General features: G+C 43.1%; 8 protein-coding genes. All 8 read right to left on the reverse strand.

The window, feature by feature from the left end; genetic code table 11:
• Nucleotides 1–11: 11 nt before the first annotated feature.
• The 8 genes from CJ263_RS05460 to CJ263_RS05495 all read right to left on the reverse strand — a co-directional run bounded on the left by CJ263_RS05460 (nucleotide 12) and on the right by CJ263_RS05495 (nucleotide 13,416).
• Nucleotides 12–1,175, reverse strand: a complete 1,164-nt coding sequence (locus CJ263_RS05460; RefSeq protein WP_094996331.1) for a glycoside hydrolase family 43 protein — start codon at nucleotides 1,173–1,175, stop codon at nucleotides 12–14.
• A 164-nt stretch (nucleotides 1,176–1,339) separates the two neighbouring features.
• Nucleotides 1,340–2,353 carry a glycoside hydrolase family 43 protein gene (locus CJ263_RS05465; RefSeq protein WP_094996332.1) on the reverse strand — a complete coding sequence of 338 codons (1,014 nt, stop codon included), beginning with the start codon at nucleotides 2,351–2,353 and terminating at the stop codon, nucleotides 1,340–1,342.
• A gap of 44 nt (nucleotides 2,354–2,397) precedes the next feature.
• Nucleotides 2,398–3,480 carry a glycoside hydrolase family 43 protein gene (locus tag CJ263_RS05470; RefSeq protein WP_094996333.1) on the reverse strand — a complete coding sequence of 361 codons (1,083 nt, stop codon included), beginning with the start codon at nucleotides 3,478–3,480 and terminating at the stop codon, nucleotides 2,398–2,400.
• A 17-nt stretch (nucleotides 3,481–3,497) separates the two neighbouring features.
• Nucleotides 3,498–4,583 carry a glycoside hydrolase family 43 protein gene (locus tag CJ263_RS05475; protein WP_229702321.1) on the reverse strand — a complete coding sequence of 362 codons (1,086 nt, stop codon included), beginning with the start codon at nucleotides 4,581–4,583 and terminating at the stop codon, nucleotides 3,498–3,500.
• Entirely contained in the window at nucleotides 4,580–8,188 is a 3,609-nt protein-coding gene (locus tag CJ263_RS05480; protein ID WP_158657090.1) for a VCBS repeat-containing protein, read from the reverse strand. Before CJ263_RS05480 ends, CJ263_RS05475 begins: the two co-directional genes overlap by 4 nt.
• A gap of 138 nt (nucleotides 8,189–8,326) precedes the next feature.
• Complete coding sequence (locus tag CJ263_RS05485; protein ID WP_094996335.1) at nucleotides 8,327–9,859, reverse strand: RagB/SusD family nutrient uptake outer membrane protein; 1,533 nt, start codon at nucleotides 9,857–9,859, stop codon at nucleotides 8,327–8,329.
• Nucleotides 9,860–9,890: 31 nt separating this feature from the next.
• Nucleotides 9,891–12,896, reverse strand: coding sequence for a SusC/RagA family TonB-linked outer membrane protein (locus CJ263_RS05490; protein ID WP_094996336.1), 3,006 nt, complete (start codon nucleotides 12,894–12,896; stop codon nucleotides 9,891–9,893).
• Nucleotides 12,897–13,224: 328 nt separating this feature from the next.
• Complete coding sequence (locus CJ263_RS05495; protein ID WP_094996337.1) at nucleotides 13,225–13,416, reverse strand: hypothetical protein; 192 nt, start codon at nucleotides 13,414–13,416, stop codon at nucleotides 13,225–13,227.
• Nucleotides 13,417–13,441: the final 25 nt, after the last annotated feature.

Here is a 13,441-nt window from a genome sequence, read left to right on the forward strand (position 1 = left end):
GTTTATTGAATTTATTTTGATAGTGGATGTAGTCTTGGTTCTGTGGTCGGGCCGTGTACCACCAATTTACCATCTGGTAAAATTTCCATTTCGTCCATAAAAACGACTCGCTCACTTCCGGTCTGTTTCGTGCGGCCGTGATATACGGCATACATTTTCCCATTTTCAAGAAAGAGTACCATATTGTGCCCCGTACCGGTTACGTTACCCTCTTTTTCAACATTCTTTTCCAAGACCGGATTGTTTTCGGCCTTGGTATAGGGTCCCAAAGGATGTTCGGAGGTCGCATACCCCACAGCGTAGTTTGGGCCTGCATAGTGATTGGCAGAATACATGATATAATAGTTGCCGCCATGCTTAAACGTAAAGGAACCTTCGGTCCACCTTCTATTGATTTCCTTTGAGGTTACCGAACGGCTTTCCCATTCGGCATTCTTATCGTCCATAGTTTTAGGTGGGCGCAGCAACAGAACGGGCTCTCCGATTACACTTTTGAAATCTGGGGCAAGTTCCACGCCATAGACCCAGCTTTCCTCGATTTCTTCGTACAGCCCTTCCCTTTTTGCCCAATCTGCTATCTCGCTTTCCACAGGATGCTTGTAACAGGCGCGGGAATAATACAAATAGTATTTTCCGTCATCGTCGTGAAAGACATTGGCATCGATAATCGGATAGCCGGGTTCGAAAAGAGGTTCGTTCTTCAAATCGGAAAAAGGACCTGTTGGGCTATCGGAAACGGCCACCCCAATGCTAAAGGTTTCCAGTTCGTTCGTAGGGTTATCCTTTTTATCGGCACTATAAAATAAATAATACTTCGCATCGATTTTATATACTTCGGGTGCCCAAAAGCTTTTTAGGTTCCATGACGTTTCGGTATTGCCTTGATATACTTGGCCTTCGAATTTCCAGTCCACCAGATCGGTCGAGGAATAAGTGGCAAAGCCATCCTTTGCCCCACCACCGGTGCCGTACATATAAAAATAGCCGTCACCGTTGTCCAAAATGTATGGATCACCGAATTCGACGTCCAAGGGGTTTGTGTATTCGGCTATTTTTTCTTCGGAGGATATTCCGATTTTTTCCTTTTTTTCCGATTTACAGGAAAAAGCAAAAATTACTATAATGAAAGTAATGGCCAGTGGGAACTTTATTGTTTTTATCTTCTTATTCTTCATTCTTTTTTACAATTATAGTTTGTTCAGTCTTTCTTTTTGATAAAATTACCGGGCCTTTTTCAAAGCCCGATAATTTTCAAAAACTAACTCAAACAACTCAATTAAACTAACTCAAATATCACTTTGCCAACCAAGAAAATGCTTTGAAAACCCCAATTATTTTTCTACGGTTTTTGAATTATCTTTTCCAGTGGCCATGGAATACCAAAATCTGGCCTGCCGTCTTTGTGCCAAGTAAATCGTTGCAATCTTGTACTTCTTTGCGCACACCCCAAATCCGGTTGGTTCTTGGCATGGAAAATCAGCCAATGCTCCTTGCCGCTGCTCGAAGTGGTAAATCCATGATGCCCTGGCCCATATACCTTATTCTCTTTAGACATTTCAAAGACAGCGTTGGGAAATCGCTGCCAGGACCCCGCCTTTAGAAAGTCTGCATTCTTCTTGGAGGCGAGCATTCCCAAGGAATAATTATCGTCCCAACAGGCTCCTGCCGAATACACGATAAAAACCTCATCTTTTGGGCCCTCCAAAAACATAGGGCCTTCAAGGATGCTTCTTTCATCGGTTTTTTCCCAATCATATTTGGGTGCGGCCAATATCGACTCGTCATCGTTTAACGTCCAAGGGTTTTTCATTGTGGCGATAGCTATATCGCTATGATCGTTCACGTAGGGGGAATACAAGAAGAAAAGGTTCCCGTTGTATTTAAAAATGGATCCATCGATCCCATAGTATTTCGTGTTGACCTTACCCCGATCGATCCATTTGCCTTCCATCGGGTTTTTACTGCTGTTTTCCAGAACAAAGACAAATCGGGAATGGTCCCCTTCGTCATCCTTATCCGATCCCGTGTAATACACATACCATTTACCATCGATATGGTGGATTTCCGGTGCCCATATACAACAACTGTTGGGGCCTTTTTTATGGGGCGACCATATCGTTTTTGGGGTAACGGATTCCAGCTTTGTCAGGTCGTCGGTGCGCCATATGTCAAGTCTATCCCCCCTAGTGGCCATAAAGTAATAATAGCCGTCCGTATGGAGTATGGCATAGGGATCAGCTCCGTCTTTAAGAATCGGGTTGGTAAAAGTATCGCTATCCTGACCCTTGCAAACCTGTAAAAAGAGCAAGGGCAAACACATATAAGAGGTCAACAACTTTTTTCCAATTTTCATATCCTTCTTTTACTTTTTATCATGAAAATATTTTTTGAGTTTTATTACTCGGAAGGGATTTCCATTTCTTCCTTTTCGGAGGCAGGTTTTCCTAGAATAGGATAGCTATTTTCGTCCCATCCAATCTTTTGCATCCTAGGTGAACGCAGGGGTCCACAGCCCTCGCCGGGCTTTGAGTTGGCATGGTACAAAATCCAATCTTCCGTACCGTCCGGCGATTTAAAGAAGGAATTATGACCAGGGCCATACACCTCGTTTTCCGGAGATTGGGTAAATATTGGTTCCGGCGATTTGAGCCAGTTTTGCGGATCTAGCAGGTTATCGGTACCTGTAAAAGTCAGCAATCCCAAACTATAGTAGTCCGTCCAACAGCCACTAGCTGAAAAAACAATGAATATTTTATTATCGTGCGTTAGAAATTGAGGCCCTTCGTTTACAAGTACGTGCGGAGGATTTTCATCTGAAGTTCCGGTATTCCAATGCTTTTCCCAATCGTTAGTGGGCGAGGAAATTTTTACGCGGTCTCCTTCGATTTCGATTGGGTTTTTCATTTTGGCGATAAAAATATCCTGTTGCCCGTTATCGTCTCCCTCCCAGCCGGACCATATCATATAGAGTTGCCCCTTGAACTCGAAAACGTTACCGTCAATAGCCCATTTATCCGTTGCAGCGGCAATCTTCCCTTTGAACTCGAACGTTCCCGTAAAGGGATCTTCGGAGGTATTTTCTATGACATACATTCTGTGATTGACATTGTTTCCGTCATCGGCAGCGAAATAGGAATACCATCTTCCGTCGATATAATGAATTTCAGGTGCCCAAATGTTATGGGAATACAAAGTTCCTTCAGGTGGGGTCCAAATTGTTTTGACCTCGGCATTTTTGAGATTAGCCAAATTTTTTACCCTTTTAAGCACCAATTTGTTGCCCTCGGTGCTCATGTAATGATAATAACCGTTGTGATAGGTGCTATAAGGATCAGGTCCTGACGGCAAAAGCGGGTTGGTAAAGGTTTTCGCCAAGTCTTTTTGACGTTCTTTGGGTTCTTTTTCCTTTTTATCTTTTTGTCCAGAGCAGCCATAAAAGCCCAGCAATACAATTAGACAGCTATAAAATATTGATTTCATTTGCTATAATTTTAAGTTTAGTTGGGCTGCCGATTCAACGTTTCCTTCTGAATCCCGAATGTATCGACCAATGTATCGTACTCTTTTTTCGAAATCGTAATCATACAACCGTGCCTGACTTTTTCGGGTAATGAATATTTGTCCCAATCGTTATAAAAGGTATATCCCGATGCCTGGTACCAAGGGCCGTTCGGATTATCGGCGATGGAAAGTCCGTAAGAAACTCCAGGATATTGTTCGTAATACAGATACCAAATTTTATCGTCGGGAGAGGGAATCAGCATCGGGGCCTCCCTAAAATTGGGACTAATAGGGTCGGAAGGCAAGGAATACGACCCGAGCAACGAGCCCGATCTTGCAATCCGAATGGTCTTTCCGGTCGGCCAATATAAGGTTGGATAAGTTTCGTCCTTGATGAACGCATAGTAGGTATCCCCCACTTTTCTGATGATTACATCGATGGTTCCAAAATCCCAATCAAATAAACGTTTTGGAACGTCTGAAAAGGTCTTTAAATCTTTTGAAAGTACGTATAAGGTACGTTGGCTTGCCCAGTAGCGTTCAGGGTCTTCCTTGGTTCCTTCTTTATGTGGGGTGTGCCAGGTCATTACGAACTGTGAAGAAGCCACATCATAAAATAATTTAGGTGCACCGATTCGCTGCAAGGCCTGGGAATAATTGGGTGTACTTTTAAGATTAGGCGTATAAACAGAATGCTTTATCCAGTTGATTAAATCTTCCGAAACCCAAATATTAATGTCGGGGGACGAGTCGCTGGTATTGCCTACGATATAATACTTTCCATCTGGGCCCTTGCAAATGTCGGGGTGGCCCTGATATTCATCGAACACCCTTTTTCCATCATTTAGTTTTTGCCAATGCAGACCGTCCCTGCTGGCCGAATAATACAATCTGCCATAATCTTCATGGGTCATATGCGCAAAAAGGTAGGCCTCGTTTTTGGCGGTTTCACCTTGGACCGTTTGCCCCGGCGGGTCGGGCTGTTGGCCAAATGAACTTGAAACGGCCAACAAAACCAGTAGAAGTGGAAACTTGACCACCAATCTGCCTTTGATACCATATGTTTTTGCCTTGGTTTTCATACCTCTGTTGGATCGATAGTTCTTGTTCGTTTTCCCGAAAAGTCAAAAACATGAATTTCCTTCGTATACTTGGGAACAAGGAAACCCCTGGAAGATTGTGTCAAATAACCTCCTCCGTAGCCGATTTCCCTTCTTTCCGTTTTTCCGTTGGAAAGTATAATCTGCAAAGAGGCCTCATTTGGACTAAGGGAAACATATTTCCCGTTTTCTTGAACAGAATGTCGTAGCAATTGGGTTTCCGCATTATTATTGGTCAGTACGATCAAATCTTCCTTCCCTGTACGGATCACACCCAAAGCCTTTTGGTCATGTTGAAGATAGAGTCCTGATTTTTGTTGAGGGACATAAGAAAAACCGCCTTTTCCATTTCCCCGTAATAATGTTCCCATAGAAGCATTATAAGGGCCGGTATAGGTTTCGAAAGCATCGGAATTACCTATTAACAGTACATCTAAAAAACCATCTGAGTTAAAATCGCCTGCCAGTGATCCGAAAATTGGGGCGATTTGTGCCTCTATCGGTAATGGCCTAAAAACAAATTTCGAATTACCACTGTTTTCAATATAACAACTTCGCATTTCAACTGCCGAGAGCACCTTAGCTTCCTTTAATTCCACATCATCAAAAATATCATGAATGCTTGCGCGTGAATAGGCATCATAGCTTCCGAAACGTTTGTTGATGATACTTGTCATTTGCTCATGCATTACATCCCGTACCGCTACGGGAACATCCCTGCTCTCTTTGCTATAGGTAATGATTGGGTCGATAGATCCATTACCGTCAAAATCGGACCCGTACACCCTTATCGGCGCGTCAATCGATGCCTTGTATTGGCTATTGAGGCCCAAGTTTCCAGCGATATAATCAATGTCGCCATCTTGGTCAAAATCACCGGCGGTAATGCTGTTCCACCAGCCGTTGGAATCGGGAAGGGTGGCTTCCTCATCTTTTACTAGTTTGCCATTTTGGTTTTTATAGAACGTAATCGGCATAAATTCCCCAACCACAACTAAATCGTACCAACCGTCTTGGTTATAGTCCGTCCAAAGCGCGGCACTTACCATACCTGTTTTTTGCAACCCATTACCCAAATCTTTGGTAACATCCTTAAATACCCCGTCGTCATTTCTCAAAAGATAGCTATCGGGAATGGAGGGGTATTCACCAGCGGAAACCCGGCTTCCCCTAAAAAGATCAAGGTCGCCGTCACGGTCAAAGTCTGCTGCGACCACCACACTGCCACTAAACAGGGTATTGGGAATCAAATTTTCAGAACGCACCATTCTGCCGTTACCGTCGTTCAGGTATAACCTATCATTGTATATATAATCTTTGTCCTTAAGGTTTACACTTCCACCGCTCACAACATACAGATCTTTATCGCCGTCGTTATCCGCGTCAAAGAGTAGTGCGCCCATATCCTCCATATTGTTCTCACCTTGCGGCAAAGCTTCAAAATGGCCAGGTTTTTTTTGAAGATAAATGCTGCGCAACCTTTTGGAATCCGCACCGATAAAAATATCGTCGAGACCGTTTCCGTCCATATCGCCTATAGCAAGTCCCGGGGACAACTGGTTGTATTGCTGGTGTAGTGAAAAAGTACGTTTAAATTCATCGAAGGGATATTCCTCATGTTTGAATGTTAGCCCCAAACTATCGGCATTTAGTAATTGGAAAACCGTTTGTTCATCCGTTTCAATAACCGGATGTGCACCCTCTTGAGGGGCATAAGTAATAACATGCAAAGCGTCTGGGGTTAAATTTTCGATGCGCTGTACTTTGTCATCCGTCCAGGTTACTTCAACGGCAAACGTGGTGTTGTTGCCCAATCCGAAGGAAAGTACCGGATCTACCGAGGACATATAGCCCCTGACAGGAAGATTTTCCTGGTATTTTATTTCCCCAGAAGGGAGTTGAATCTTAACCTTGGCTCCGACCGTTTTATTTTCATCGGTATCGGCCTTTAATTTTAGACGGACAAAATGTGCGTTGTCATTTGCATCGATATGATTTGTGGAATCTGATGAAATCAGTTCGTTTCTGTACAGACTCGCCTCGGAATCAATGTTGTTGATTACCAGATCTAGATCCCCGTCATTATCAAGATCGGCGTATGCAGCTCCGTTAGAATAGGTTTTTTCCTGAAGGCCCCAAGCATTGGAGACATTGGAAAAAGTCAAATCTCCATTATTTCGGTATATGTAGTTCTGCATTTTCATTTCTGGAAGCTCATAAAGCTTTTTGATGCGATGCCCTCGTGCCTCTTCCTCTGACATTCCATGGAAAGATTCTGCTTGGTTCAGGTAAACGGCATAATCCAAATTGGTAATGTCTCGACGATAGCCGTTGGTTACCATCAAATCCTTCAACCCGTCATTATCAAAATCCGCCAATAAAGGGGCCCAACTCCAATCGGTCGCATGAACACCTGCCAACTGGCCGATTTCACTAAATTGAAGGCTTCCGTGATTGTTTTTTCCCTGATTAAGCTGTAAAACATTGCGCACATATTCATCTTGATAGCCGAGATTTTCCGCAATCCTGAAAAAATCCCTACTGGTCTTCATAACCATCATTTTTCTTCGCTGCTCCAATTCGGGCAGCATATCCACCACACAGATATCAGGGAGACCATCGTTGTTGAAATCCTGAATATCCACGCCCATACTATTATAGGAGGTGTGTTTCAAGAATTCAGCTGACTTATCGATGAAAGTGCCGTCGTGGTTATTAATCCAAATAACATCATTGGAAACAAAATCATTGGCACAATACACATCGAGCCAGCCGTCTTGATTCAAATCGGTTATACAAAGCCCAAGTCCGTGCCCTTCTTTAACGATACCCGCACTTAAGGTCACGTTTTTAAAAATAGGATGGCCATTCTCAATGCCGATATTTTGATACAGACGATCATTGGAAGGACTTTGTCCATCATTTTTCTTTCTATGTAGTTGATTTCGACCTGTTTTTTCCATGGCATTGGAAAGGATGTAGCAATCCAGATCACCATCTTTATCGTAATCGAAAAAAGCCGATTGGATGGAAAACCCATCATCGGCTAGCCCATATTCCTCGCTTGATTCCTTAAAGCTGGGTATGTCTTTTTCATTATTTCCCTGATTGATGTATAGAAGGTTTGATTTATCGGATTTTGAGCCAGTGGCATTGGCCACGGAAAGGTACACATCCAAAAGGCCGTCTTGGTTGACATCGGTTACGGAAACGCCTGTACACCATTTGTTGGTGGATACCTTCGCCTCCTCCGTAACGTCAACAAATTTCAAGTTACCTCGGTTCAAATACAGTTTGGAAGAGACTAAATTACCAGCAAAAAAGACATCCTGTAAACCATCGCCATTAAAATCGCCTATGCCCACACCACCACCATTAAAAAGAACGTCATATTCAAGGGCATTTAAAGTATCGCTTTCAAATGGTTGAATTTGGTTGTTGAATTTTATACCTGAGTATTCATTTGAAACCAGTTTGAACAAGGTAGGTTGTTCAGTCCCTTCCGAACATGCAAATAAGATAATGAGGGCAATACACCCCAATAAGACTTTTTTTAGGGATAGGGAATCAAACCATTTTATGTTCAAACAGGAGCACATTTATTGGTATGTCACAATCAATGAGGAATATTTTTATTCTACAAATCAAATTGAGAAATAAGTGCCATTGCTTGGAAAATGACAATGACACTCATTTTACTCGAACTTAAAACTAACTACTATTATTTACCAGCCAGGGTTTTGTTCCAATCCACCACCATAGGCGTCAATTTCCCGTAGCGGTATCGGTAGATACTCGGATTTTCCTTTTACGAAATTTTGAAATTCGGTATCAAAATCGGATTCTGCCGCAGATAGCTCCGGATTGGGGCCAGCAAGTTCAGGCCCTGCAATTCCGTAGCGTACCAAGTCAACAAAACGTACACTTTCACCTGCCAGTTCTACCACCCTGTCATGACGGAGCTGCAATCTGAATTCTTGTTGTGTCAACGTTAACGGCAGATCGTTCATATTGGAACGCTGGCGTACCAAGTTGGCAAAGGGTATCGCCTCCTGGGTTCTTCCTAATTCGTTAAGGGCCTCGGCGTGCATTAGATATACATCGGCCAAACGAATCACCCTTGTGTTGATTCCGGAGAAGTAACTTTCGTAATCTTGCCAGTAATTGGTGTACTTTCTCCAAAAACGATCGTTGGGACCTGCTCCCCTTTCTTCGTAGGTTAAACCGTACAGCAGTTCCCCAGGGTGATCATAGGTCATGGTATATTGTAAACGCGGATCTTCGTTGCCATCTTTATCGGTCTCGCTCAAGAATTGGTTTAAAAGCCACTTTGTTGGTTGCCCATCGGTCCATCCCAAGGGACGTACCCCAAAGAATTGGGCCCTTTCACTGGTTTCATCCCCCGAGGCATTGTTATAGGTAGGGAAACCACCGGTCTTTCCGTTGTTGTTGGTAAACTGAATTTCAAAAAGTGATTCTTTATTGTTCTCGAACTCTTCGGTAAAATTGTCCTTGAAATCGGGCATCAAATCGTAGGTGCCCGGTACCATAGCGATGATTTTTTCAAATTCCGCAGCAGCTTCCGCCCATTTTTTCTGTTGTAAATAAGATCTTCCCAAATAACCTATGGCTCCCCCTCTCGTGGCACGGCCAACATCGGCACCCGTATAGCCATCAGGAAGCCCGGCTGCAGCAGCTATAAAATCCTGCTCAACTATTGCCCAAACTTCTTCAATGGTGCCTTGCGGGTATCGTGTATTGGCATCTTCGATACCAGTAACCAAAGGTACCCGGCCCCATAGTGTGGCCAATTTGTAGTAACAATGCCCTCTTAAAAAATATGCCTCGGCCACGATTCTGTTCCGAAGGGTTTCGTCCATTTCAATATTGGGGACGTTTTCCAAAACCTGATTGGCCTTATAAATAGTTCTGTATAGTTCTCGCCAAACTTCCAATAACCAAGGAAAGTCATAATTTATATTGACATGTCGGCCAACATTCGCAAGATCTGTCCAAGGACTTTGGCTGTAACCCTCGTCCGACCTCATGTCGTAGTCGAAAATTTCCCAAAGACTGAGTTCACGGTTTTGTATACCTGCATATACTGCATTGATTCCTAAAATGGCATCCTCTTGAGTATTCCAAAAGGTGTCAGGTGTCGGAGCATTCGGATTCACTTGATCCAAAAGGTCGTTTTCGCAGGATAATGTCGTTCCCAAAAACACTATCAATATTGTTATGATCCTTATCTTTTTCATTTTTATGGAGTTTTAATATTTAATATCGATTTTAAAATCCTATTTGTATTCCCATAATACCAGACCTCAAGGAAGGGAAGTTTCCATTATCAAATCCCCTGTTAAGGAAGTCGCCGTTGCCGTTGGCCCCGACCACTTCGGGGTCGTACCCAGTATAATCGGTAATAGTGAAAAGGTTTTGTCCCGTAAGGTATAACCTAAGCTTACTAAGGCCTATCTTGCCAATAACATCCTCAGGAAGGGCATAGCCGATCTGTAAATTTTTCAATCTAAAATAATCGCCTTTTTCCACATAACGGTCAGAATTCTGGGTGGGATTCAAGGTAGGATCCAAATGTCTTGGCCTGGGTATCAGATTGGAAGTGCCCGGCCCTGTCCAAAACACATCATCGACCAAGTAGTTGGCATTATCATCATAGCGTTGTGACCACCATTTCTGTTCGTTAAAGATACTGTTACCAACAACACCGGCGAAAAACGCGGTAGCATCGAATCCTTTATAGGCTACATTCAAGTTCAGACCATACTCGAAATCTGGAAGTGCTTTGCCAACAACGACACGGTCATCAAAGTTGATAAATCCATTTCCATCATGGTCAATATATTTTACATCCCCTGGCTGGGCATCGGGCTGTACGCCCCAAGCATCGATTTCGGCCTGATCTTGAAAGATACCGGCCGTCTCCAATACATAGAACGAAGCTACGGGCTCCCCTATAGCGGTCCGCAAAATCTGCCCCTGACCGAAAATCGGCAAGTTGCCTGCCTCGGCTACCAAGGCCTTTACTTCGTTCTTCAGAAAAGTACCGTTGGCCTGTATACCATAACTAAAATCATTTACGGAGTTCTGATAGCCTAGGCTAAGTTCCAATCCTCTGTTCTGCACCTGGCCTACATTCGCCAGCGGATCGCCTCCAGTATTACCGGAGGAAAGTGGAATAGGAACGGCCAATAAAAGATCTTTGACATCGGCCACATAGTAATCAGCGGTCAGGCTCAATCTGTTATCAAAAAATCCCATGTCCAGACCAACATTTGTGGTCGTTTTACTTTCCCATCGAAGATTGGGGTTGACCAGTTGTAGGTTTGTAGCACCCGGGACTACCTGATTGTTCAAAACATAGTTCTGGTTATACCTGAGTACGCTTTGGGTAGCATAATTATTTATCGCTTGGTTACCCACAATACCCCAACTACCTCGAAGTTTTAGGTTGCTGAATATATTGTTGTTTTCCATAAAACCTTCTTCGGAAATCCGCCACGATGCCGATACAGATGGAAAGTTGGCATATTGGTTATCCTTGCCAAATTTTGAAGAACCGTCTCGCCTAAAGTTTACCAATAAGGTGTACTTATCGTCATAGGAATAATTTAAACTGCCTAAAAATGATCTTAAGCCGGCTACTTCTTCCCTTCCCGCCGTTTGCGGTGCGGCCGTGCCATTGTCCTGAACCCAAAACTCCCCGTTCAAGTTTTCAACACGCGCATAGTTAAATGCAAAATTATCTTTTTGGGTAGTGTAACCGGCCAAAGCAGAAATAGTGTGTTTTCCGAAGGTTTGGTTATAGTTTAGGGTGTTCTCGGCAAGGATATTAAAAAATTCGGTATGTCTATCTTCCAAAAAGGAAGCCCCTGGGGTATTTTGTCTTAATGCGCCTGCCCTTTGAAAGTATTTTTCCCTGATTTGGGCATAATCAAGCCCCAAGTTTAATTTATACTTCAGAAAAGGAAAGATTTCGAATTCACCATATACGCTCCCCAATACTTTACTCGTTACCGCAGTATTGCTGTAATGCTCCTGCAAACCAATAGGGTTAGTCGCAAATGTGCTATTGTTATCGTCACCGTATCCATAACCACTTTCGTTATCCGGATCATAAACCGGAATAGTCGGCAGCATCCAAACGACATCAATGAACGGATTGCCATTGACCCTTGTTTGATTGCTCCTGCTCATGGCGATATTTTCCCCAAAAGTAAACCGCCCTCTCTTCGTTTCCGAATTTACACGAATTTGGTACCGTTCGAACTCGGGACCTACTATCGCCCCTTCTTGATCAAAGTAGTTTAAGGAAATGAAATAATTGGAATTTTCCGCACCACCCGAAAAATTTAGGTTGTGCTCAGAAATAGTACCGGTTTTGAATAATTCTTCCTGCCAATCGGTATCTACCCCGGTTCTTAGACCCTGGGGCTCATCACCATTATTTTGATAAGCAAGATTATTGATTTCGATAAACTGGGCCGCATTGGTCAATGGTAGTTTTTTCGCAATAGTCTGAAAGCCGTAATAAAAATCGTAATCAATTTTCAAAGGCCCTGATCGACCTTTTTTCGTTGTTACCACGATAACACCGTTCATGCCCCTAGAACCATAGAGGGCCGTAGCCGCAGCATCCTTCAGAACTTGAATGGATTCAATATCGTTGGGGTTGAAATCAGCACCCAAGGAATTGATCAACATTCCGTCTACCACATACAAGGGCGAATCTTGCCCTGAAAATGAATTCAATCCCCTGATTTTAACGGAAGAAGATGCCCCCGGATTACCGGTCGATGTAATGGTAACGCCAGCCGCCCTACCCTGTAACATTTGACCGACGTTGCTAGCAGGAGCCTTAAGCATTTCCTCGGTGTCTACCACAGCTACCGAACCAACAATATCGCTTCTCTTTACGGTCTGATAGCCAATTACTACCACCTCATCGAGTTTGTTGGTGTCTTCGGACAGGGTAACATTTATTGTTGAACGATTATCTACATTGACTTCTTGAGTGAGATAACCTATATAGCTAAATATCAATACAGCATCCGAGGGAACGTTGGCTAGTTCAAAATTGCCATCGAAATCTGAAGTCGTCCCAGTTTGTGCTCCGGAGATTACGATACTCGCTCCAGGCAGCGGTACGCCCTCGGCATCGGTAACCGTTCCACTGATGTTCAGTCCGTCCTGCGCATATCCGACATGCATGGCTATACACCATAGGAGCAAAGGCATCAACACCTTTTTAATTAGTTTCGTCAATTGTTTTTTCATTGTGTTTCATTTTAAAATTGATATAGGTTTGTTTAGCATTAGTATCTATTAGATAGAAAGTTTAATATTGCTTTATCGATTTCAAGTGATTGAATGCTAAATCCTTGGCAAATTCTCACTTATCAAAAGAAATGATAAAGTATTTTTAATACCTTCCTTTTTGTCTCAATCTATCGTACAAATCGTTCAAGATTTGAGAAACCACTATGAAATGGTCGGTTTTGAATCAAATTGTTAGGTTATGAAACGCATTGTTGTGTTTTATGAAGGATTCAAGGCTTGAAGAGAGGGATAAGATCACTAGATTTATCCTAAGTCAAAGGGTTATCTATCTAATGGTCAAGGACTCCTTAATCCAAGAAATAAGATCGGCGCAATCTTCCGGGCTGAGTGCTTGTTCATATTCCGGCATCAGGGAAGTTTGCGAACTGACTAGGCTTTTGATGTTCTTATGCAAAAAGGTCAGCTCGTTTCCGCCTGCTCGCCTAATAACCGTACTGTTTGCCGATTCATTGACCACAATACTGCTCCAATGTTAAACCTCC

Source organism: Maribacter cobaltidurans (genome assembly GCF_002269385.1).
Classification (GTDB): domain Bacteria; phylum Bacteroidota; class Bacteroidia; order Flavobacteriales; family Flavobacteriaceae; genus Maribacter; species Maribacter cobaltidurans.